The sequence below is a fragment of the Mesorhizobium sp. CNPSo 4671 genome (assembly GCF_057784245.1).
On record NZ_JBWLUW010000011.1, the window covers coordinates 252,088 to 274,662 of the forward strand.

The following is a 22,575-nucleotide window of genomic DNA, read 5'->3' on the forward strand; positions in this document are numbered from 1 at the left end:
ATTCCGGACGGAAACCGCTGGACACTTTTCCTGGAATTGCTTTGTTCATGGAGACCAGTTTGATCGACCTTTCGACCTTCCACGACCTCGCCAAGGCCGATATCGGCGCGTTCTCGCCCAAGCCGACTTCCATCGAGGGAAATCAGGTGGAGGCGGTGCGCTCGTTCTTCCAGTCGCCGGACGGAACCGTCGATATCGGCATTTGGGAGTGCACGCCCGGCCGCTTCACTGCTGATCGCACCGGCTCGTCGGAGATATGCCATATCATCTCGGGGCGGGTGGAGGTGAGCCGCGCCGACGGCGAGATGCGCGAACTGGGGCCGGGCGACCTTCTCGTGCTGCCGCAGGGATGGAAGGGCGAATGGCGCATCCGCGAGACTACGCGCAAGCTCTACATGATCCAGTCGGCCGGCTGACAGCCTGCTATCAGCCAGACAGAATCAGTGCTCGATCGGCCCCTTGGCCATCACCAGCGCGGTGCCGGCGGTGGTCGGGCGCTCGATGACGCGGCGCACGCGCGGCGGTTCGTCGCCGCTGTGCAGCGCCCGCAAGCGATCACCGACCATGGCGTCGGCATGGGTGATGCGGCCGTTGTGCCTGACATATTCGAGCCAGGTCGGCGTGTGGTAGTGCTCGATCCAGATCGTCGGATTTTCGAGATCGCGCGCCAGCGTCCAATTGCGGGCGCCGTCGCGGCGGCGGATGCGGCCGCGCTCGGCCATGGTGGCGAGGAATTCCGCCTCGTCCTCGTGGCGGATGATGTATTCGATCATAATGGCGATGGGACCGCTGCGCGGCTTCAAGTCGAGCGCGAGATGCGGTTCCTTGAAGCGGTTGAGCGGGTCGAGGTTCAGCACCTGCTGCTGCGGCAGCGGCAGTAGTAGGCCGATGGCGCCGCCGGCCAGCATGGTGATGGCGGCGGCGATCAGCGCCGTCTCAGCGCCATGGGCATCGGCGACGACGCCCCAGATCCAGCTGCCGAGCGCGATGCCGCCGAAGGTGGCGGTCTGGTAGACCGACAGCACCCGGCCGACCACCCAGCGCGGCGTCGCCATCTGCACCGTGACGTTGAAGTGCGAGAGCGCGATCACCCAGCAGGCACCGCCGACCAGCAGGCCGAGCGAGGTCTGCCAGGCGTGATGGCTGAGCGCGGCATTGAAGGCGCAGACGGCGAAGCCGGCGAAGGCGCAGCGCACCATCGTCTCGCTGGACAGCAGTTGCCGCAGCCGCACACTGATCAGTGCTCCGCCGACGGCGCCGATGCCGAAGGAACCAAGCATGATGCCATAGGTCAAGGCGTCGCCCTTGACGACGTCGCGCGCGACGAGCGGCAGCAGCGCCAGCACGGCGCCGGCGCTGAAGCCGAAGGCCGCGCCCCGGACCAGCACCTTGCCGATATTGGGCGACATGGCGACATAGCGCAGGCCGGCCCCCATGGCCGCGCCCAGCGATTCGCGCGGCAAGGTCGATGCCGGCACGTCGCGCTTCCAGCGCGCCATCACGATGATGAGGCCGATATAGCTGACCGCGTTCGCCGCGAAGGCGGCCGCGGCACCGGCAGCCGCGACGATGATGCCGCCGATCGCCGGGCCGACGCTGCGTGTCAGGTTGAAACCCATGGAGTTCAGCGCAACGGCCGCGGGCACCTTGTTGCGGGGCACCATGTCGCCGACGGACGCCTGCCAGGACGGGCTGTTGAGCGCGGTGCCGCTGTCGATCAGGAAAGTGAAGGCGAGCAGCGTCCAGGGCGTGAGCAGATTGTAGTAGGTGAATACGGTCAGAAGCAGCGAAACGACCAGCATGAAGGTCTGCGCGACCAGCATCACCTTGCGTCGGTCGAAGCTGTCGGCGATGGCGCCGGCGACAAGCGCGAACAGCATGATCGGCAGAGTGGTCGAGGCCTGGACCAGGGCGACCTGATAGGGCGAAGTGGCGATCGTCGTCATCATCCAGGCGGCGCCGACGCCCTGGATCAGGCCACCGAAATTGGAAACGAGACTTGCGGCCCAGACGGCGCGGAAAATGCCATGCCGGAACGGCGCCAGCGCCGAAACGCCTTCGCTATCCGGTTTCTCGTCAATCATGGATGGGTTCCTGCCTCGGCGTGCTGATCCTTGCGGTTTCTCCGCATCGTTTGCCGAAACTATGGCATCGCGCCGCAAAGGGCGAACGTCATGCGCACAAGATCATGGTCCAACGAGGGGATAGAGGAGGGCCACGCCGGTATTGGCCCTGCGGGACATGGTTTCAGCGCGCGTCGTTGACCGCTACATGCAGCGCTTCGGTGAGGTGGCCGGTGGTCTGGCCGTCGGCGTGCAGGCGAAGGAAAAGCTCCATGCCGACCAGCCGCAGCCGCGACGGCTGGTCGCGCTTTGCCAGGTCGATCAGGTCCTCGACGGAAGCGGCCGGCCATTTCATGACATCGCGCAGCAAGCCTGCGCGCAGCAGACCCTCTGTGCCCGCTGTGAAGTTGGCCGATACCTGGAAGCCGTTCTTGCGAGCCGTCACGTTCTGAAGCGGAATGTGTCGTTCCGCGACTTTCTTCAAAAGCCATTTTCCTTGGCTATGGCGGTATTTGTGCCGCCTCGGCAGATGGATGGCGAAGCCGATCAGCCGGTTTTCAAGGAACGGCACCCTGAGCTCCACCGAAGCCGCCATACTGAGCCGGTCATGCCTGTTCAACAGGTCCTGCAAATGCGCATACAGGTCGTGAAGGCAGCAGCCCAGGAAGGCACGGTCGCTGAGGGATGCGACCGGTTCGAGCCGGTCGAAGATCTTGGTCTGAAGGAAATTCAATTCCGGCGACAGTGCCCTGAGCACGATGTTGCGGTCCCAGACATGGCCGCCGGCTATCGATGTCCGGAAGGGGGCATGGCGCTGGCGCTCGAACCTGCGGGCAAGCCGGGCCTTGGAGCGAAACAGCCGTCCCGGCCATGACCAGGGCCGCCACGGCCGCATGCTGGCTTCCTGCCAGTCGTAGCCACCAAAGAGCTCGTCGGCGCCTTCACCGGTCAACAGCACCTTGATGCCGTCGGCCCGGCATTGCTCGGCAAGCGCCAGCAGGCAGGCATGGCTTGCGTGCCAGCCATCGCTTTCCAGGTGCCAGATGGTCCTTGGCCAGAGTTCGAGGAACCGGTCCTTGTCGACGGGCACTCTGTTCAGCGGCACACCGGCATGGCGGGCGGTGCGTGCGGCGGCGTCGGCTTCGCTGTGACCCAGGCGCGGGTCGATGACATAGGCTGTCATTTCCGGCCGGAACCGTTTTGCCAGTGTCGTGACGAGACCGGAATCAACGCCGCCGCTGCAAGCCGCGGCCAGGCTGGTATCGGCAATGCAGTGCAGCCCGACACTGTCTTCGATCAGCGCTTCCAGCGACGCCATGTGTTCGGCGTCGGTGGCGGTGTCGCCGGCGATGCGGGCGGCGTCGAGTACATCGAGGACATGCCAGAAACAGCGCTTCTCGATGCCGGCGTCGGTGATCTTCCACAGGCCCGCCGGCGGCAGCCGCTCTATGCCCGCGAACAGGCTGGAACTGGAGTCGCGGCTCTGCCAAGCCAGCCGCAAGGTGATCTCGCGCGCATCGATGGCCCGTGCGACGCCGTCACAGGCAAGGATCGCCTTGTCTTCGGAGGCGAAGAGGATCCGCTCACTCGTCTCGGCCACCGACATCGGCTTGATGCCAAGGCGATCGCGCGCCAGCCAGAGCGTGGTGGCCCGTGCGTCGAAATAGGCCAAGGAAAACATGCCGTCGAACAGCGGAATGGCCTTGTCCGGCCCCCAGTGGTGCAAGGCTTCGAGGACCACTTCGGCATCCGAGACCGTACGGAACCGCCTGCCTTCAGCCTCAAGTGTCGTGCGCAGCGCCCGGTAATTGTAGACCTCGCCATTGTAGACCAGCACGCCTTGGCCACAGGCGGTGAGCATAGGCTCGCGCGCCTGCGCCGAGAGATCGATGATCGACAGCCGCCGGTGACCGAGCGCCAGCCGGCTGTCGTTCCAGCTGGCATGGTCGTCGGGGCCGCGATGCGCCAGTGCCTGCATCATGCGGCCGACATCGGCGAGATCGCCGCCGCCGATCGGGTTCCGCTTACGCCAGACGCCGGCTATGCCGCACATGGTCCGCCGGTCGGTCTGGGTTGGTTCAGGGGATTTCGACAGGCCATTGGGACAGAAGGATCGCCTGGCCGGGAGTGGCCTGCACGGCAATCTAGCCGGAACCGGGTCAACCGCAAGCGGGCCGCTGGTTTCGGGCAATTCCGGATGGAAGCCGCCGCACGCTCCCTCGCAGGGTGTCAGAATCCGTTCTGGATGCGCTCGAAGATGACGTTGGTGAAGGCCGAGATCTGGCCGCCGATGAACGGACCGGTCAGCGCCACCACCAACATGATGGCGACGATCTTCGGCACGAAGGTCAAGGTGATTTCCTGGATCTGCGTCAGCGCCTGGATGAGGGCGATACCGATGCCGACCGCCATGGCGACCAGCACCACCGGAGCGGACGCGGTCAGAACCGTCCACACCGCGTACTGGACGATGTCGAGTGCGTCGGCCTCGTTCATGTCAGAGGTTGGCCTAGCTTGCCGGCTTGATCGACACGCCTGCGCCGACGGGGACCTGCGTACCATCCTGCAGCACCGCGATCAGTCCGCTGCTGGAGAGCGTCACCGAAGCCACTGTACCGCTGGTCTTGCCATCGGCCGAGGTGATGTTGCGGCCGATAATCGCGTCGGCCTGCGACAACGCCGACGATGACATGATCTGGTCGAGCTTGGTGTTGGTCTGCACCGATTGCTCGACCTGCGAGAAGGTGGCGAGCTGGGCGACGTACTGCGTCGAATCCATCGGCTTGGTCGGATCCTGGTTCTTCATCTCGGCGATCAGAAGCTTCAGGAAGGACTGGTAGTCGACAGCGGTCTTGGAGGTCGACGTGGTGGTCGAATTGGCGCCAACCGGTATCGTCGTCGTCATGTCCACGGTCATTAGTAGCGTGCTCCCACGGCCAGTGGGCGCGGCGCGCCCGGAACATCGTCATTGCCGCCAAGCGCGCGGCGTTCGAGAGGATAGAGCGAACGGATCGCCTTCAAGGCCTCGTAGATATGATCCTCGCCGACCATGCGGTCGATCTGCTTCAGTGCACTGCAGATCTCGGCGTCCTCGAAACTGGCAATGAGCAGCGGCAGCGAGCGGCGGAACATTTCGCGGGCCTCATCGGCGCCAGCGGGATTGATCAGCATGACCTGCACGATGAAGTAGAGCTGCCTGAGCGGCGTCGATGCCTGGTCGGCCTGGATCACATGGCTTTCGAGCAGGAACTGCACGTCGTTCATCAGTTCAATGGTGACCTTGCGGTCGACGCGGATGACGGCGCCATTGATGTAGATCTTCTCGTTGGGCTTCAGCGATATCTTCAGCGTGTTGCTCATTGAATGCCGTCGCGGATGATCTGGGACACTTCGATCAGCCCTTCGAAATTGTTGGTGCGGCCCTGGCGGATGTCCTCCGCCTCGCGCAGCAGCCACAGGCCGATGGAAATCAGGTTGGCGCGCAATTCCTTGGGAAGCGCATTGTCGCTGGAGCCGAGATCCTCGACGAAGACGGTCCAGACGCGGTTGGTGAAATTCAGCGCCTCCACGGCCTCCATCGAATCCTGGCCGGCCGCGGCGGCGGCCGCCAGCATGTCGATCGAGCGGGTCAGGAGTTCGCGCTCACGGTCCTTGGCGTCTGAGACGGAGGTGCTTTGGACGTCGGCGTAGGAGAATTGGTACATCGTCGGCTCTACCGTTCCGCTGGGAGTTTTCAGGTCAGGTAATTCAACAGGCTGAGTTGCTGCAGGCGCGCTGTCAGAGCGAAGGACGTCTCGATATGCTGCGTCAGGTCCGCGACCTTGGTGGCGGCCGTGGCCGGATCGACGGCTTCGAGATCGAGGATATGGCGTTCGAACAGGTCGATCTGCGTCTTCATGCGGTCGCTGGCATCGGAGACGCGCTTCTGCACGATACCGGTTTCGGACTGAACCTGGGCGATGCCGCTCAGCGCCTCGCCGACCAGTGTCTGCGAGTGGCTGACGATGCTGTCCTTCGCCGCCTGGCTGATGTTGGTGGACATCAGGCTGGAGACCATTGCGGCGGCCATTGCAAGCTTCTTGATGCCGTCGCCGTTGGCGCTGGTCGACGTCTCGGTGGTTTCGTTGAGCGCGATGCGGCTGACGATCTGCTGGTCGGTGGCGTTCGACATGTTGGTCTGCCAGCCCGTGCCGAGGAACTGAGGCGTGACATAGTTGGTGATGAAATCGTCCATCTGGGCGGTGGTGATGTTGGCTGCGGCCGGATCACTGGGCGTGAAGCCGAATTTGGCGACGAAGGAGGCGTCGAAGGCGGCCTTGGCCGGTGAGCCGGCGGCGGTGAAATCGTTGATCGGCTTGACGTCGGTGTTGGTGCCGGCAAACAGATATTCGCCGTTGACGCTGGTGTTGAGGATCGAGGTGAGCTGCTGGATGGTCGTCTGGCCGGTCGATTGGGTCAGGCTGTCGGAGTTGTCGCCCGACGACGCGGTGGTCAGGGCGGACAGGAAGGTCTGCGCCACGCCGGAGAGCTGGCCGAGCGAGGTCTGGGTCGACGCAAGCCTTGCGGTGACCAGCCCGTTGGAATCGACGATGACGTTCAGCCGGTCGAGGTCGCGCTGGAAGGTGACGGACTGGGCGGTGCGTCCACCCAGTGCCAGGCCGACATCGGCGACCTTGCCGGTCGAGGATTCTTTCGTGGCTTTGACGAGGTCGGCCTGCATGCGCATCTGTTGATAGCGCATGGCGTTGGTGAGGGCGGCCGAGGAGACTGAGGTCATGGATTATCCCACCGCGTTCAACAGGGCCGTCATCATGTCGTCGACGGTCTTCATCATCCGGGCCGATGCCTGATAGGTATGTTCGAGGTCGAGCATCAGCGACATTTCCTGGTCGACATTGACGCCGGTCGCATTGGACAGCGCCTCGGAACTGCGCTGTGCCAGCGCTTCCTTGGCATCCGCGGCGGTCGAAGCCTGCTGGCGCATGCCCTGCAGCCAGCCGATCGAATTGGCGGCGTAGTCGGAAACGCTGGACGTTGCCGAAATCCCGGCGGCGGGGTCGAACGTCATCGGCTGGTCGAGCCGATCGCCGTAGGCAACAAGAAGGTTGGAATAGGAAGCGCCGCCGGTGGTGTTTGCGACGTAGGCAGCGCCGTTGGCGCCGCCGTCGCGCAGCAATGTCGGATTGCCGCCAGCGCTCGGATCCATCGCCGCGTTGATGCTGATCGTGCCGGCCAAGCCATTGACCAGCGTGCCCGCGGCCGGCACCGCCGGCGCGCCGGACCAGGTGAACAGGCCGGCGGCGTTGGGCATCGCGGGCGCGGTCTCTGCAAAGGCCGTGATCAGGCCGCGCGCGGTCTCGTCGAGCTGGCTCTGCATGGTCGAGGCGACGCCGTCGCGCAACTGCAGCAGGCCGGCGAGCTTGCCGCTGGCGGTGGTGTTGCCGCCGCTTCCCGCCGAGACCGGCACGTTGTCGATATAGACGGTGTTGCCGGCGGCTCCGGCGGCATAGCCAGCCGATGGCGTGAAGCTCACCGTGCGCGGTATCGTCTCGAACAGCGTGGTGCCGTCACCGGTGGTGATGACCATGTCATTGTCGCCACGCGTGAAGGTCGATATCGGAACGTAGTCCGCGATCTTCTTCAGCAGCGCGTCGCGCTGGTCGAGCGCGTCGGAAACATCGGTGCCGGAACGGGTGCCGGAAATGACCGCCTGGTTGGCGTCCTGGAACTGGCCGAGCAGCGAGTTGAGGTCCTTGACCGCCGTGTCGATCTGGCCGTCGGTCTGGGTTCGGAAATCCTGAATGGCCTGGGAGCCTTCGTTCAGGGAGCGCACGACCTGCTTGGCCGCGTCGATGACGCTGGAGCCGAGATTCTGGTTGGACGGCGAGGTGGCGTAGAGCTGCAGCGCCTGCTGCAGATTGGCGATGGCCGTCGAGGGCGAGGAGGCGTTGTCTACGCCGTTGACCGACACGTCCAGCTGATCCATGCCGCTGTAGAGCGCGTTCTGGCCGCTATAGGCCGACAAGGCGCTGAGATTCTGCCGGAACAGCAGGTCGTTGGTGACGCGCTGGATATCAATTGAACGCGCGCCGGGCGCCGTGCTGGTGACGACGCCGATGCGGCGCGCATAGTCCGGATTGGAGGCGTCAGAGACGTTGCGCGTGACGACGCTGGTCTGACGCGCGGTACTCATAAGCGCCGATTGGGCGATGCTCAATGCGGAAGATAACGACATGCTGGTCTTTCACGGGCCAGGCCCGGTTTATCTCTTCAGGTTGACAAGGACGTCCATCAGGTCGGAACCGGTCTGGAAGACTTTCGAATTGGCGGTGTAGCTGCGCTGCGCCGCGATCATGTCGGTCAATTCCTCGGCGATATCGACATTGGAATTTTCGAGCGCGCCGGAGATGATCGAACCGGCCTTGCCTTCATTGGCAAAGCCGACACGGACCGCGCCGGATTCGGTGCCTTGCGCGTAGACGTTGCCGGGGAGCGCCTTGAGCTGGTCCGGGCTCTGCACGTCGGCCAGCGGGATCTTGTAGAGCGGCTTGGTGGACCCGTCCTTGTACTGGGCGTAGATGGTGCCATCCTTGCTGATCTGCACCTTGTCGATGGTGCTCGGCGCGTTGCCGTTGACTTGCGCGTCGGTAACGGTGAAGCCGGTGCCGAGCTGGGTCAGTGTCGACAGGTCGAGGTTGAGGCTGGCGCCGCCCGGCACGGTAAAGGTAACGCCGGTGGTGGCGCCGGTCAGCTTGCCGGTGGTGGTGTCGAAGGTCAGGTTGGCCGTGCCGAGTGAGCCGCCGGCGGCGTAGGGGAACGATGTTCCGGCCGTGGCCTTCGACTGATCGAAGACCGACACTTCCCAGGTGCCGGTGCCGGTGTTGGTGAAATAGACGTCGAGCAGCTTCTTGTTGCCGAGATTGTCGTAGGCAACCATCGACGATTTCGAGGTGTATTGCGCGCCTGCCGAATTGGTGGAGGGCAGGTTGGCGGCGACGACCGGTGTCGCACCCGCCGGCAGATTGCCGCTGAAACTACCCGTGGTGCTCGGGGTCGCGGTCAATCCCTGGTCGGAGATGACAACCGGCTCCAGGCCTTCGAAACCGTTCACCGTCGCCGCCGGCACGCCATTGGCGAAGCTGTAGGCCATCAGCTGGAAGCCGGCCGCGTTGACCAGCCTGCCCTGTGCATCGGGAACGAAGGCGCCGGCACGGGTCAGGAAAGGAGTGCCGCTCGGGTCCTGGACGACGAAGAAGCCGTCACCGCTGACGGCGAGGTCGGAGACAGAGGTGGTGTATTGCAGCACGCCCGGATCGCTGACCGCCTGGCGGATCGTCGTGGTGACGCCGCCGGAATTGTAGGCGCCGCCCGTCGACGGCATGATCAGCGTCGAGAACTCGGCGGAGGATCGCTTGTAGCCGGTGGTGTCGGAATTGGCGATGTTGTCCGCTGTTGTCGACAGGCGGTTGGCCTGGGCGTTCATGCCGGAAACGCCGGTCCGCATCATTCCGTAGAGGCTCATCGAGATGTCTCCGCAATATCCATGCCACTGGCAGCGAGGCTACGCGTCCTGTCTTGCGCGAGGCTGGCGCGGTGCTGCATCAGAAGACGAGCCGGTAGCCGAGGAAGCGTTTGGAATCGATCGGGTCTGTGCCCAGCTTCTCGCGCAGTTTCTTGCGCAATTTGCTGATGTGGCTTTCCACCACGTTCTCTTCGACCTCTTCGTCGAAAATGCCGTAGATGGCGTTGAAGACCTGGGTCTTGGTGACGCGGCGGCCGCGGTTGCTCGCCAGATATTCGAGGATGCGGCGCTCGCGGCGCGGTAAGGGCAGCGGCTGGCCGTCGATCTCGGGGTCGCGGCCGTCCATGAAGATGCGCATGGCGCCGATCTCGGTGTAGGCAACATCCTCATGGGCGCGACGGCGGATGGCGGTGATGCGGGCCAGGATCTCGCGGATGTGGACCGGTTTGCGGATGACATCGTCGACGCCGCTCTCGAACAACCGCAGCGTGTTTTCCAGGGAATGCTGCTCGCTGAGCGCAATGACCGGAGCGCCGGTGCGGTCTCGGATCTGCCGCGGAGAGATGGCGCCGTCACGGCAGTCGCCGATCAGGAAGGCGCGCACCGAACGCAGATCGATGTCGGCGGCCGAGTTCACCCACTCGCCGAATTCGCCGGGCGCGAAGCCTGCGCAGGCGACGCCCTCGCGATCAAAAAGTGAATTGTATCCCTCAGTTACGAGCTCTCGCTCGTCAACGATCACGATCATCGGCCCCGCCTTCCGAATCAGCACATCTGCCCCGTGGAGAAAGGCGTAACCGCTGGCGAGAATCCTGAACAACCGTCATTTCTTGTAACTAGTTTCTTGGGAGTCTGGAATCGCGCCGGTTGCATTAGCGTGCAACCAGATATGCTTGGCGTGGCAAGTTCTGGGCAAGTCGAACCGGTAACCCCAGAGCAGCGCGGTGGGCGTATTAGAAGCAGAAAATACGCTTACGGGTTGCAGAAGGCGCGGGCGTTGGTTGTCCACTTGCCGAAACCGGTGGCGACCATGTTGGCAATCACCCGGCAGACATAGACCTTCTGCGCCGGGTCGTTGTCGGGACCGGCATGATAGCGGGCGACGGCCATTGACCAGGTTTCGTGGCGGGCATGGAGGCTGGCCAGGAAGCGCGCCGCGTAGTCGACGTTCTGGCGCGGGTCGAGCATATCCTCGACGCTGCGGAAATGCGCGGAATGATAGTGATGGTTGATCTGCATGCAGCCCAGATCGATCAGCGTCTTGCCCTCGCGCTGCGCATTGGCGAAGGTGGCAAGCGCTTCGGCCCGGCTCTTTGGGAAGACCGCTTTTCCTTCTATATTCAATGCATTAGGCTGAAGGCTGCCTTTGTTGCCGGTCTCGGTCAGGCCGACGGCATAAAGGATGCCGGCGGGCACGCCATAGCGATCGGCGGCGCGCAGGATCTCGGGCTCGCAGGGATTGGTGGCGGCAGCCGCGGCGTTGGCGAGGCTAGATAAACATATCGCCGCCAGCGCGCTCGCGAGAAGGCGAAGCGGCGCGGCCGAGTGCTTGCGCGTCATCATGGTTGCCCCTTGCGAACTGTTGGCCTGGTTGCTGACCGCCGGCTCCGCCGTTGCCGCCGCTGGAGTTCCCGGGCTGAAAGGCAGACTGCTCGCGGCCAGGTGCAGTGGTGAGAGTGGCGGTTGCATCCGTCCGGGTTGTAGCCGGAACAGCGACTGACGGTTGCATGATGGTGACCTTATCGACCTCGAAGCCCAGCCCGCGCAGCGACTTGACGATTGCTTCGCTGTCGCTGGAAAGCCGGCGGTAGGCGTCGTGTGTTTCGGGCTTGAGTTCAATCGAGAGTTGTTCTCCGGAGAGGCGAAGATGGGCCGTGACCATGCCCAGTTCGGCCGGGTGAAGTTCGATCTTCAACACATGTGTCGGAACGGCAACAGAGCCGGCCAGCTGGCTGGCCGCGGCGGCTGTCGAAAACGCCTGCTGAGGGCTAACATCGGCCGCTACGGCATTGATTACGTTGAGTGCTGCCTGACTGATCGGCGCCTGCGGCGGGGCAGGGAAGCTGCGCTCGGAAACCACGTCGACGCGCGGCTGCGCCGACAGCTGTTTTCCTGGCTCCGACCGCAGCGAGGACTGGACGTCGGCGATGGATTTCAGCTGCGGCGCCGCCTGCTTCGGTTCAACGCCCGGCACCTCGGCGGCCGCCGTCTCGGGTAGCAGGCTGGCGGCGATTGCATTGTCACGCCGTGGCGCGCCAGTGCCGGCGCTTGCGTCGCGGGCGGACTCAAGCGTCGTCAGCGGTCCGTCGACGAGCGAGACCCGCTCGGGCTTCGGCATCGGTTCGAGGTCGTCCTGCCCAGCGGCGGATATCGCCCGATAGGCCTTCGGCAGGACCTGCCCGCTGAGCGCCGGTTCCTGTCCGGCCTCGCTTGCATCGGCTGACTTGGCCGATGTCGAGAAATGGCGCAGATCATGAAACGCCATCAGCAGAGGCAAATGGTCGTCGAGCGGCGTTGCGCCGGCGTCGGTCGCCGGCGTTTCGGTATCGGTGTCCTCGTCCGCCCCAACGTCCTTGCCGTCCTTCGTGGACTTCGCAGCCGTCGATCCGGTCGGCGTGGTCCTGCCTTTGCCGGGCGGCAGCGGTTCGTCCTCGCCTGCCTGTGCCGCAAGACCGGCGGCTAGCTTGCTCCAACGCGCATCGCGCCCGCCGGCCTCGGTGGCCGGCTGCTTTTCCGCCTGGCTGGCGCCGTCATGCACCAGCCTGCCGAAACCGGCATCATCCTTCTTGCCGGGCGTAGCCGGCTGCTCCGCCGTGCGTGCGGCGGTAAATCCTGGCAGGGCCGGGCCGAGGCTGGGGGTCATTTCGGGGCGGCTCCAAGCATCTGGTCGATCAGGTCGAGCTGTCGACGGGTTTTCATCATGGCGGCGTCGGTCGGATCGGTGGTGTCGGGACCGGCAGAGCTTGCCGGCGCCGATGCCGGCAGGACCGCCGCCGAATCGGCTGAAGGCGCCGGCGCATTCGGGGCAGCGGCCGCAGTCCCACCGGACGGCGCGACGGCAGGCTGTTCGGCGACGGCACCCTCAACGGGCGGCAATCCGGCCTCGTCGGCGGCCTGCGCGGCGGCGACCTCGGGTTTGAGCTGCGGCGCAGCGTCGGCAGGCGCGGGACTTGCGGCTGGAAGGGAAGCAGGCGGCGCCACCACCTCACCGGCGATGGCCTGGGCGGCATCGAGCAGGGCACGGTCACCGTCCGACAGCTTGCTGCGGTCGATCTTGCCGAGCTTGGTGCGCACGTCCTCGATCGTGTCCGAAGTCACCGTGGACAGGCTGGAGTAAAGCTCGGCGCGCGGATCGCCCTGATTGGTGTTGCCATCGCGGCCGTGTTGGGCCCGAGCAGAAGCGAAGGCCGACAAGTCACTGAGGCCGTCGATCGCGGCGCGGCGGGCGATGCGCAGATAGATCACCTTCTCGCGCTCGGGATCCATCATCGCGGTGATATCGGCCAGCTTGTCCTGGCTGATCGACATGTGCAGCGTGATGACGCCGGAGACGAAGGAATCGGCGAATTGGCTGGCATAGGGCGAATAGAGGTAGCGCTCGACATACTGGGTGGAGGCAAGCGCGAACCGTACCGCGTCGCCTTGTGTCACGGCGATGCCGATCGAGCGCCGCAGGGCCGCCTCCTCGACCAATGTGCCAGGGCTGAGCAGCCTGGCCTCGTCGAGCAGCGTGAGCGCCGCCGCCGGCTGATCACCGGCAAGCAACGACCCTTTGACCAGGGCAAGGAACGCGCCGAGATCGGCGGGCAGTGTCATCGGATCGATCGGCCTCAGGGCTTCGATCGCTGCGCCGGGCCGACCGTTCAGATAATCGATCACACCCTTGGCGATGGCAAGGCTGCCCGGATCCGTGGTGGCGCGCGACACGGCCGCCTCGACGGTCACCGGATTGCCGCCGCTCATGCCGTAAACCAGCAGCGCGCGAAAATTCTTGGGGTCCTTGAAGTCCTCCGCATCCGCTTCGCGCAGGCGCGTATCGGTCATCTCCAGCAGCTTGGCCTGCATCGGCATGGCGGCGTGATCGCCGGCGGCGATGCGGTCCTGGACGAGCTGCAGCGAGCGCACCAGCTGGTAAGGCTGCAGCGTATCCTGGGCGAAGCCGGCCGACGGATATCCCGCGGCCAGCAGCAACAGGCCCATCAGCCGGCTGGTCACGGCCGCCCGCATCATCCGCCGCTCGTCATCAGGATCTCGATGCGGCGGTTGGCCGCCGACATGGGGTCGGCCGGATCCTTCGGCTGGCGGTCGGCGAAGCCGGCGACCTCGGTGATGCGGCGTTCGTCGACGCCGCCGCGCACGAGCATGTAGTAGGCGGAATGCGCACGCGCCGTTGACAGCCGCCAATTGTCGTAGCTTGCGCTGCGGAACGGGCGCGCATCGGTGTGGCCGTTGATGCTGATGGTGCCCTTCTGGCTGTTGACGATGCGGCCGATCTTTTCCATCGCCAGCACCAGTTCGCGGCTCGGCACCGCCGACCCGACTTCGAACATGCCGAAGTCGAGCTGATCGGTGATCGAGATGACGACGCCCTTGTCGGTGGCTTCGACCGAGACGCCGTCATGCAGCTTGTCGCCGGGCTTGAAGGCATCGGCCAGTTGCCGCTTGACGTCGGCCGCCGCCTTCACGGCAGCGGCGGTCGCCGGCTTTTCCGCGGCTTCAGGCGGGGTTGTCTCTTGCTCGGCTGCGGCGGCATCCGCCTTGGCGGCAGCCGGGGCCTTGCCGTCTCCAGCCTTGGCCTCATTAGCCTTGGTTTCGCTGGCTTTGGTTTCGCCGGCCTTGGCCATCGTCGCGGCGGCCTTGCCATCCGCGGCCAGGGGCTCGAGCGGGGCATCCTTGACGGGCGGCGCCGGTGGCACGGCCTTGACCTTGGCGACCTGCGTCTGCGCGGCCTTGTCACCTGATTTGAGCGGATCGCCCTCGATCTTGGGGCGCTGGGCACTCGCCTCGGCGGCGGGTGCCGCGACCTGCTGCGACCAGAAATCCGGCTCGAAAGGATCGCGGTAGGACGCGCCGCCGGAGGCGCCCGTCGCCGGACCGGCGTTCTGCGCGCCGCCGTCGCCCTTCTGGCTGACATTCTGCATGACGCCGGTGTCGGTGGCGATTTCGGAGAGCACCGCGTAAGGGTCGGCGAACAGATGCTCATCCGACTGCTCAGCCTTGTTCGGCTCCTGCTTGTCCTGCTTGCGGTTGGATGAGCCTGCCGCGCCGATGCCGTCCTGTCCGGACTTTTTTGTCGCCTCCTGCGGGTCGTCGGCCGTCATCCCGACCGCGCGCGGCCCATTGCCGAGATCCTCCAGCCCCTTGCGGCTCGACTCACGGTCGACGAGCTTGACCGGGTTGAAGTAGCTGGCGACGGCCGCCTTGGTCTGTTCGTTTGCGGCGTTGATCAGCCACATCACCAGGAAGAAGCACATCATCGCGGTCATGAAGTCGGCGAAGGCGATCTTCCAGACGCCACCGTGATGGGCTTCGTCGTGGTCGTCATGAGCCCGCCGCACGATGATGATCTCGTGCCTGCCGTGATCGGCCTCGGCGACACTCATGACAGAACCTCGGAAAGGGTTGCCGACCATTCGGCGATGCGGGTCTCGAACACGGCCTCGTCAATGGTCACCGTCAGGTCGAAGCCGGGCGCCTCGATGAAGTCGAGATTTGCAGCGCGCGGCCCAAGCGATGTCTTCAGCGTTTCGAACAGCGACAGCGGCCCACGGATTGCGATGCGCACCGCTTCACCATCGCCGACGGCCTCGCGAATTGCGCCGGCGAGCGCCTCGAGCGAGCGCTTCTGCAGATCGTCGCTGACAACGCCGCCGATGATGCGGGCGACCGTGGCGGCGACGAGGTCCGTCACGTGCGTCTCCATCGCGTCGATGCGCAGCGAGACCGCCTTGCCGATATCGCCGCCGAAGCTTTCGAGAAAGATCCTTGCTTCCTCGGCATTCGCCTGGCGCTCCGCTTCCAGCGCCGCGTCATGGGCAGCGACGAGCCGTTCCGCCAGCGCTGCCTCCGCCTGGGCAACCGCTTCGGCGATCAGTGTGCCGATATCGGCCTGCGGCGCGGGTGCTTCCTGTCTGTGCTCGGACGCGGCCTGGGGCTGGCTGACGCGCGGCGCGCGCGTACCGAAGTCAGGGAGAAGATCGAAAAGGGCTGCGGAGGCCATGGTTTACGCCGCGACTTCCTGGGCCGCCCATTTGCGCAGGATCTGCGCGGTGCGCTCCTCATTGAGGTCGACCATGCGGGCAAGCCGCTCTTGTGGCGCCGGCCTGATCTTCTGGCGAAGATCATCGAGCGGCGTGACGCCTGACCGCGAGCCGGGCAAGGCGGCGATGGCGGCCCCCGCATCGGCGGAAGCGGCTGCCTCCGGTGTCGGCAGCGAACGCTGGACTTCATCGAAATTGGGACCAGACAGAGCGGGCGTCGCTCTTGCCGTCAGCGCCGCCGCCATCGGCCGCAGGCCGAAGAAAGCCACCAGGAACACCACGACGATGAAAGCGCCGGCGTTGATCAGCGTGCCGGCGTGCTGGCCAATGGAATCCAGCATGCCGGCCTGCGGGATCGCCTCGCCGTCCAGCCCGTCGATGAATTCGACCGCCGAGACGTCGATGACGTCGCCGCGCTTGTCGTCGAAGCCGGTGGCGGAACTGACCATCTTCTGGATTTCGGCGACGCGCTTGGCGATCTGCTCCGGGGTCGCGTCCTTGCCCAGGATCGTCTTCAGCCGGTCCTGGTTGACGACGACGGCAATCGACATCTTGGTGACGGTGTAGCCGTTGGAGACGGTGGCGATCTTCTTGGAGTTGATCTCGTAATTGGTGATCTCTTCCTTGCGGTCGTTCGCCGAAGAGGTCTGCGGACCCTCGGTGCTGGTCGCCTGGGTCTCCGGCAGGTTCTGCTCGACGCTGGCCGGGGTCGAGGCCTGCTTCTGGTTGCTGTTCTCATTGGCGCGCACCGACTGCACCGAGCGTTCGACGCGCGACTCCGGATCGAAGATCGTCTCTTCGGTCTGGCGGGTGTCGGTGTTGACATCGGCCTTGACGCTGGCGCGGAAATTGTCGGGGCCGAGATAGGGGGTGAGCGCGCGGCGGATGTTGTCGCCGATCTGCGCCTCCACGGTCTGCTCGACGCCGAGCGTGCGGGCCGCGCTGGTGTTGGAGGGATCATCGCCGGCGGCCAGGAGGTTGCCGTTGGAATCGAGCACCGTCACCTTGTCGGCCGACAGGCCAGGCACGGCGGCGGCGACGAGATGGCGGATCGACTGGGCGCTCTTCTCGGCGTCGATGCCGGCATAGCGGATGACCACCGATGCGGAGGGCTGCTGTTCGTCGCGGCGGAAATTGGCGCGCTCGGACATGACGATGTGGACGCGCGCCGCCTTGATGCCTGAAATGGACTGGATGGTGCGGGCGATCTCGCCCTCCAATGCTCGCACCCGGGTGATCTGCTGCATGAACGAGGTCAGGCCCATCGCGCCGACATTATCGAACAGCTCGTAGCCGGCATTGGCGCTGGTCGGCAGACCCTTTTCGGCAAGCAGCATGCGCGCCTGCGCCGTGGGGCGGTTGAGGTAGACCGAGGCGATGCCGATGACGCCCATCACCAGAACGGCGATGCCCGCCAGCATGGCGAGGCGCTTCACACCAAAACCGCGGAGATTCGAGATGATGCTCTGGATCTGTTCCGGCACGATAGAGCGACTCCCAGCATGATTGTCCGCCGGAACACTAGCCCTCGAAGCTTGTGCGAAAATGAAATCGGGCCGCGCTTGCGGCGCGGCCCGAGAATTGGAGGAAGTTGTATCCGTCGGCTACGGCTGGATTAGCCGTTCTTGAACAGCGACAGGATCGACTGCGAGGAGCTGTTGGCGATCGACAGCGACTGGATGCCGAGTTGCTGCTGCACCTGCAGTGCCTGCAGGCGGGTCGATTCCTTGTTCATGTCGGCATCGACGAGCTGGCCGACACCGCGGTCGATGGAGTCCATCAGGCTCTGCGTGAAGGTCTTCTGCAGGTCGATGGAGCTCTTGGCAGCGCCGAGGATGGTGGCCTGGTCGGTCAGCTGGCTCATGACCTTGTCGATCTTGCCGATCATCTGGGTGATGATGTCGTCGGTCACGCCTGCTGCCGTGATGTCGAGATTGAAGGCGGAAACATTGTCGATCCTGGGGACCACCGCGCCCGCGGCCGTCTGGCCGGCGGTGTTGGCGGCGATGTCCGTAGCGCCGCCGGCGAGTGCGGTCGCATAGGCGTTGTCGTAAAGGGTCTGGGCGGCCGCTGTCGCGTAAACGGAAGTCTTGCGATCGAGCGTGCCCTGGTTCTTGACGGCGGTGGAGAGGCCGTTGTCGAACAGTTTCGTGCTCTCGACATTGATGTCGATCGTTCCGAGCGAGATGGCGCCCGACGAGGAGCGGTTGAAGGACGAGACGATCTTGGCGTCGGCCTGGACGCCGTCATTAGGGGCAGCGACCTGCGTTGACGTCACCGAAAGGTAATTCGAGCCCGAAAAGGTAGCGGCATCGGCAAAGGACTTCATCTGCGCCTGAAGCGTCGTGATTTCCGTCTGCGTCTTTGCCTTGGCGGCGTCCGTCTGGCCAACGGTGGAAAGCAGCTTGGTCTTGAGCTGGCCGATCGACGTCAGAACATTGTTCATGCCGGTATAGGCGGTGTCGACTTTCGAGGCGCCGAGGCCGAGCGCATCCTGCACGGTCGACAGCGCCTGGTTGTCTGAGCGCATCGTCGTGGCGATCGACCAGTAGGCGGCGTTGTCGGCGGCCTCGGAGACCCTGTAGCCCGTCGAGATCCGCGACTGTGTGTGCTCAAGCGATTTGTTGGTGGCGTTGAGGCTTTGAAGTGCAGTCAACGCCGCAGCGTTTGTCATGATGCTCGCCAAGAAACTCGCTCCTTTTTTCCAGGCCGGTCTTTCTCAAAAACCGGCATTGCCCTCGCGAGCCACTCGCCCGCCCATCGATTGGCGTTGTCCCGACCGGGCCGATTCGCCAATCCGTTGTAAGCTATGGTTAACCATGACTAGCGCGTTATGGTTAACGGCCTCTTAAAGGCTAGCTTTCGAGGGTTAAGAAACGAGGGTTGCGTGGGGCTGGAGCAAACGCAAAACGGGCCGCGCTTTTGGCGCGGCCCGTTTGTCCGATGTAGCCGCTCGAGAGCGATCAGCCGCGGAAGAGCGACAGGATCGACTGCGACGAGCCGTTGGCGATCGACAGCGCCTGGACGCCGAGCTGCTGCTGAACCTGCAGAGCCTGGAGGCGGGTCGATTCCTTGTTCATGTCGGCATCGACGAGCTGGCCAACGCCGCGATCGATGGAGTCCATCAGGCTCTGCGTGAAGGTCTTCTGCAGGTCGATGGAGCTCTTGGCGGCGCCGAGTTTGGTGGCGGCGGTCGTCATGTCCTTGAGCGCGGCATCGACGACGGTCATCATCTGCGAGATCTGGCTGTCGCTGGCGGCAGTGGTGCCCGAGAAGATCGACAGGCTGGCGACCGAATAGGTATCGGTGGCCGCAGCGGCAGCACCCAGGGTCGGAGCCGAAGCCGTGGCAGTCTCGGCGCCGGAGACGCCGAGCCGGTTGGCGTCGAGGATGCCCTTCGACGTCGCGGCCGTGCCGGCTTCATACAGCTTGATGCTTTCCACGTTGACGTCGATCGTCGAGATCGAAACCGCGCCGGCGGAGGTGCGGTTGAAGGCCGAAACAACCTTGACGTCCGCAGCGGTGGTGGCCGTCGCGCCGCTGTTTACGGACAGCATGTTGGTGCCGGAGAAGGTGGCGGAGTCGGCGTAACCCTTCAGCTGTGCCTGAAGGGCGGCGATTTCCACCTGGGTCTTTTCCTTGGCGGCGTCAGTCTGGCCGTAGGACGCGGTCAGCTTCTGCTGGATCGAGTTGATGGTGGTGATCGCGCTGTTCATGCCGGTGTAGGCGGTGTCGACCTTCGAGGCGCCGAGGCCGAGCGAGTCCGAAACGGTGGACATGGCCTGGTTGTCGGAGCGCATCGTGGTGGCGATCGACCAGTAGGCGGCGTTGTCCGAAGCCTGGGAAACGCGATAGCCCGTCGAGATGCGGGACTGGGTGGTGTCGAGGCTCTTCTGGGTGGCGTTAAGGCTCTGCAGCGCCGTCAAAGCGGCGGTGTTCGTCATGATACTGGCCATGGCTACTCGTACCTTGTTTTTACAGGTGTTTTTTTGACATACCGGTTTGTCCGGTATGACGGAGCGGCATCATGCCAATGACCGTTGCGTTTGGGTCACCCGCCATCTGCGAGCGACTATGGCGGCGAGTTCCTACCAAAGGCCTAAACTGGACGGTTAAGCAAAAATAATTGGAGAAAAAATCGACGCCTCGCGCACTGCGCGATCCTTGCGGGCAGTCGTCGCTTAGGGCCGAGGTGGCGAGGTCAGTTGAAGGATCGCACCAGGCTGCCGACGAGCAGGTTCCAGCCGTCGATCAGGACGAAGAAAAGGATCTTGAACGGCAGCGACACCACGGTGGGCGGCAGCATCATCATGCCCATCGCCATGGTGATGGTGGCGACGATCAGGTCGATGACCAGGAATGGCAGCACGATCAAGAAGCCGATCTCGAAGCCGCGGCGGATCTCGGAGATCATGAAGGCAGGAACCAGGATGCGCAGGTCGACCGTTTCTTTGGCAACGACCTGGCCGCGCTCGCGGGCGAGATCGGCGAAGAGGTCGAAGTCCTTGTCGCGCACATTGTGCAGCATGAAGGTGCGGAACGGGTCCGAGATCTTCTCGAAGGCCTCGGTCTGGCTGATCTGGTTGTCCATCAGCGGCTTGACGCCGGTGTTCCAGGCCTGATCGAAGGTCGGCGCCATGACATAGAAGGTCATGAACAGCGACAGCGAAATCAGGATGAGGTTTGCCGGCGTCGACTGCAGGCCGATGCCGGCGCGCAGGATCGAGAAGGCGATGACGAAACGGGTGAAGCTCGTCACCATGATCAGCAGGCCCGGCGCCACCGACAGCACGGTCAGCAAGCCGAACATCTGGATGATGTAGCCGACGGTGGTGCCGTCGGCCTTGCCGATGCCGCCAAGGTCCAGCTGCTGCGCCGCCGCGACGGAGGTGGCGGCGCCGATCAGCGCCGCGGCGAGAAGGAACTTCTTCATTCGAGCAGCAATGTCCTGATGAGAACCTGTTTTGCATGCCCCTGGCTGCGGATCGAGGCGCGTTCCTCGATATCGGCTTTCAGGTGCTGATAACCGCTGGCGCCCTCGACCTGATGCATCTTCAGCGTGCGCACGAAGGCCAGAAGGTCCTGATGGATGTCCTCCGTCATCGCCGGCGGCTGCGGCGCGTCGTAGACCACGGATACTTCCATCCTGATCCATGTGTCGGCGGGGGATGCAATGTTGGTGGTGATTGGCGCCAGCGCGACAAGTGTGGGCCCCATGCCAGGCTGTTGCGCGGCAGCGGGTTCGGTGACCTTGCCCTCATTTTCAGGCGCTGCTGGCACCGATGACGGCGCGCCGACGCCCTTGAGATAGCCGCCGGACATCCAGCCCATGCCGATGGCGGCGGCCGTCACCACCAGCAGCGCGGCGCCCTGGACGACAAGGGAAGGACCCTTGCGAGGCTGAAGCTGTTCGACATTGGCCACGGTGCTTTGTTCTCCAATCCCTAGAACGGAAGAACCTGGTCGAGAACCTGCTGGCCGTAGGCCGGCTGCTGGATCTCGGTGATGCGGCCGCGTCCACCGTAGGAGATGCGCGCTTCGGCGATGCGTTCGTAGGGGATCGTGTTCTCGGCGCCGATATCGGCCGGCCGCACGATGCCGGCGATGGTCAGCACCCTCAGTTCGGCATTGACGCGCACTTCCTGCGACCCCGTGATCATCAGATTGCCGTTAGGCAAGACATCGGTGACGATCGCCGCGACATTGAGCTCAAGCGTTTCCGATCGCTTGATCTCGCCATCGGCCGTTGTATCCGTGGCGGAGTTTAACGAGCCAGCCCCCTTGCCGGCGGTGCTCCACTTGTCCCACTGCGCGCTGAGGTCGAAGCCGAGCTTGCGGTTGGCGGTACGGCTCCTGTCATTCTGGTTCTTGAAATTGGCGCGGTCGTTGATCTTGATCTTGACGGTCAGGATGTCGCCCTGCGAGAGCGCCCGGGGATCGGTGAAGAGGCGGCTCTGGCGATCGTCCCACAGCGAGAATTTCTTCACCGGCGCCCGAGGTGGCTCGGGGTATTTGTAGAGGGCCGACGTGTTGCCGCCGTCGATGCCGGAACCGACCGGAGACATCGCCGGATCCTTGCCGACCTCCTTAAGATTGGTGCCGCAGCCGGACAGCGCTACGACCGCGCACAGGATGAGCATTCTGCGGATCATGACGGATCTACCCTTCGGGCTGCGCTGGCCATGATGCCGGTGAGCGTCGCCGCCGCCTTCTGGTCCATTTCGTTGAGAATGACACTGGCCTTGCGTGGATCGAGCTTCATCAGGATGGCCGCGGCCAGGTCGGCGTTGACGATCGCCAGGCGTTCGGCCGCCGCATCGGGCTTCATGCCGGCATAGATCTTGACGACGCCGTCCTCGGCCCGGGCTAGGAAGACTTCGCGCCGCTTCAGCCAGGTCTCGTATTCGGCCTTTTTGGCGTCCAGCGCCTTCATGCGCTCATCAATGCCGGCCTGCAGCTGCTTCAACTCCTCGGCCTGCAAGGCATAGCGGCGGTCGCGGGCGGCATCGGCGATGTTGGAGCAGAAGCGCTCGATCTCGCTTTGATCCGGCGCTTTCTCCCGCGTCAGTTGCTGCGGTGCCGCTGCGGGCTGCGCTCCGGGTAGAACCTGGCGAACGACATCCTCGCCGTGTGCACCGCCACTGGCAGCGGACATGGCCGTGAGAACCGCGGCCGCGAACAGCGTCGCGCGGCGTCTTTCATGGGGTGAGAGGGGAGGGATCATCGGCAT

23 protein-coding genes are annotated in these 22,575 nt (G+C 64.5%); 1 reads left to right on the forward strand and 22 read right to left on the reverse strand.

All coding sequences use genetic code 11. From position 1 onward, the window contains the following. The first annotated feature begins 47 nt into the window (after nt 1–47). Nucleotides 48–416, forward strand: a complete 369-nt coding sequence (locus AC04SF_RS27775) for a cupin domain-containing protein (protein WP_488480373.1) — start codon at nt 48–50, stop codon at nt 414–416. 24 nt (nt 417–440) lie between these two features. Here the strand turns inward: AC04SF_RS27775 and AC04SF_RS27780 are convergent, their stop codons facing one another. The 22 genes from AC04SF_RS27780 to AC04SF_RS27885 all read right to left on the reverse strand — a co-directional run bounded on the left by AC04SF_RS27780 (nt 441) and on the right by AC04SF_RS27885 (nt 22,575). After that, on the reverse strand, nt 441–2,084 hold the full coding sequence (locus AC04SF_RS27780) for an MFS transporter (protein ID WP_096449845.1): 1,644 nt from the start codon (nt 2,082–2,084) through the stop codon (nt 441–443). Nucleotides 2,085–2,247: 163 nt separating this feature from the next. Continuing rightward, nucleotides 2,248–4,116, reverse strand: coding sequence for an asparagine synthase (glutamine-hydrolyzing) (asnB, locus tag AC04SF_RS27785; protein ID WP_488480374.1), 1,869 nt, complete (start codon nt 4,114–4,116; stop codon nt 2,248–2,250). A gap of 176 nt (nt 4,117–4,292) precedes the next feature. Next, nucleotides 4,293–4,559, reverse strand: coding sequence for a flagellar biosynthesis protein FliQ (gene fliQ / locus AC04SF_RS27790; protein WP_023770466.1), 267 nt, complete (start codon nt 4,557–4,559; stop codon nt 4,293–4,295). A 13-nt stretch (nt 4,560–4,572) separates the two neighbouring features. Continuing rightward, on the reverse strand, nt 4,573–4,980 hold the full coding sequence (flgD, locus tag AC04SF_RS27795; protein ID WP_202352822.1) for a flagellar hook assembly protein FlgD: 408 nt from the start codon (nt 4,978–4,980) through the stop codon (nt 4,573–4,575). After that, nucleotides 4,980–5,423 (reverse strand): flagellar biosynthesis repressor FlbT, encoded by a 444-nt coding sequence (flbT, locus tag AC04SF_RS27800; protein WP_096449841.1) that lies wholly within the window; start codon nt 5,421–5,423, stop codon nt 4,980–4,982. The genes flgD and flbT overlap by 1 nt, the downstream gene beginning before the upstream one ends. Beyond that, a complete protein-coding gene (gene flaF, locus AC04SF_RS27805) occupies nt 5,420–5,767 on the reverse strand; it encodes a flagellar biosynthesis regulator FlaF (RefSeq protein ID WP_095199346.1) in 348 nt (115 codons plus the stop codon). Before flaF ends, flbT begins: the two co-directional genes overlap by 4 nt. A gap of 29 nt (nt 5,768–5,796) precedes the next feature. Next, on the reverse strand, nt 5,797–6,840 hold the full coding sequence (locus AC04SF_RS27810) for a flagellar hook-associated family protein (RefSeq protein ID WP_488480375.1): 1,044 nt from the start codon (nt 6,838–6,840) through the stop codon (nt 5,797–5,799). Between the two features lie 3 nt (nt 6,841–6,843). Then, nucleotides 6,844–8,298: a flagellar hook-associated protein FlgK gene (gene flgK, locus AC04SF_RS27815; protein WP_488480376.1), complete on the reverse strand. Its 1,455-nt coding sequence runs from the start codon at nt 8,296–8,298 to the stop codon at nt 6,844–6,846. Nucleotides 8,299–8,325: 27 nt separating this feature from the next. After that, a complete protein-coding gene (locus AC04SF_RS27820) occupies nt 8,326–9,585 on the reverse strand; it encodes a flagellar hook protein FlgE (protein ID WP_202352824.1) in 1,260 nt (419 codons plus the stop codon). A gap of 79 nt (nt 9,586–9,664) precedes the next feature. Beyond that, a complete protein-coding gene (locus tag AC04SF_RS27825) occupies nt 9,665–10,333 on the reverse strand; it encodes a response regulator transcription factor (protein ID WP_488480377.1) in 669 nt (222 codons plus the stop codon). A 224-nt stretch (nt 10,334–10,557) separates the two neighbouring features. After that, nucleotides 10,558–11,145 (reverse strand): transglycosylase SLT domain-containing protein, encoded by a 588-nt coding sequence (locus tag AC04SF_RS27830; RefSeq protein WP_488480469.1) that lies wholly within the window; start codon nt 11,143–11,145, stop codon nt 10,558–10,560. Next, the gene (gene fliK, locus AC04SF_RS27835; protein WP_488480378.1) at nt 11,075–12,448 is read right to left on the reverse strand and encodes a flagellar hook-length control protein FliK; all 1,374 of its coding nucleotides are present in this window, start codon (nt 12,446–12,448) and stop codon (nt 11,075–11,077) included. The genes AC04SF_RS27830 and fliK overlap by 71 nt, the downstream gene beginning before the upstream one ends. Beyond that, nucleotides 12,445–13,815, reverse strand: coding sequence for a chemotaxis protein MotC (locus AC04SF_RS27840; protein WP_488480379.1), 1,371 nt, complete (start codon nt 13,813–13,815; stop codon nt 12,445–12,447). Before AC04SF_RS27840 ends, fliK begins: the two co-directional genes overlap by 4 nt. Next, nucleotides 13,812–15,188, reverse strand: coding sequence for a MotB family protein (locus AC04SF_RS27845; RefSeq protein WP_488480380.1), 1,377 nt, complete (start codon nt 15,186–15,188; stop codon nt 13,812–13,814). The genes AC04SF_RS27840 and AC04SF_RS27845 overlap by 4 nt, the downstream gene beginning before the upstream one ends. Beyond that, nucleotides 15,185–15,805, reverse strand: a complete 621-nt coding sequence (locus AC04SF_RS27850) for a hypothetical protein (RefSeq protein ID WP_096449830.1) — start codon at nt 15,803–15,805, stop codon at nt 15,185–15,187. Before AC04SF_RS27850 ends, AC04SF_RS27845 begins: the two co-directional genes overlap by 4 nt. Before the next feature lie 3 nt (nt 15,806–15,808). Beyond that, nucleotides 15,809–17,329 carry a flagellar basal-body MS-ring/collar protein FliF gene (gene fliF / locus AC04SF_RS27855; RefSeq protein WP_488480381.1) on the reverse strand — a complete coding sequence of 507 codons (1,521 nt, stop codon included), beginning with the start codon at nt 17,327–17,329 and terminating at the stop codon, nt 15,809–15,811. Nucleotides 17,330–17,460: 131 nt separating this feature from the next. Further along, complete coding sequence (locus AC04SF_RS27860; RefSeq protein WP_488480382.1) at nt 17,461–18,531, reverse strand: flagellin N-terminal helical domain-containing protein; 1,071 nt, start codon at nt 18,529–18,531, stop codon at nt 17,461–17,463. Between the two features lie 277 nt (nt 18,532–18,808). Beyond that, a complete protein-coding gene (locus AC04SF_RS27865; RefSeq protein ID WP_096449824.1) occupies nt 18,809–19,801 on the reverse strand; it encodes a flagellin N-terminal helical domain-containing protein in 993 nt (330 codons plus the stop codon). 245 nt (nt 19,802–20,046) lie between these two features. Further along, entirely contained in the window at nt 20,047–20,778 is a 732-nt protein-coding gene (gene fliP, locus AC04SF_RS27870) for a flagellar type III secretion system pore protein FliP (RefSeq protein ID WP_095199335.1), read from the reverse strand. Continuing rightward, complete coding sequence (locus AC04SF_RS27875; protein ID WP_095199334.1) at nt 20,775–21,269, reverse strand: flagellar basal body-associated FliL family protein; 495 nt, start codon at nt 21,267–21,269, stop codon at nt 20,775–20,777. Before AC04SF_RS27875 ends, fliP begins: the two co-directional genes overlap by 4 nt. Before the next feature lie 20 nt (nt 21,270–21,289). Further along, the gene (gene flgH, locus AC04SF_RS27880) at nt 21,290–21,997 is read right to left on the reverse strand and encodes a flagellar basal body L-ring protein FlgH (RefSeq protein ID WP_488480383.1); all 708 of its coding nucleotides are present in this window, start codon (nt 21,995–21,997) and stop codon (nt 21,290–21,292) included. Continuing rightward, on the reverse strand, nt 21,994–22,575 hold the full coding sequence (locus tag AC04SF_RS27885) for a MotE family protein (protein ID WP_488480384.1): 582 nt from the start codon (nt 22,573–22,575) through the stop codon (nt 21,994–21,996). Before AC04SF_RS27885 ends, flgH begins: the two co-directional genes overlap by 4 nt.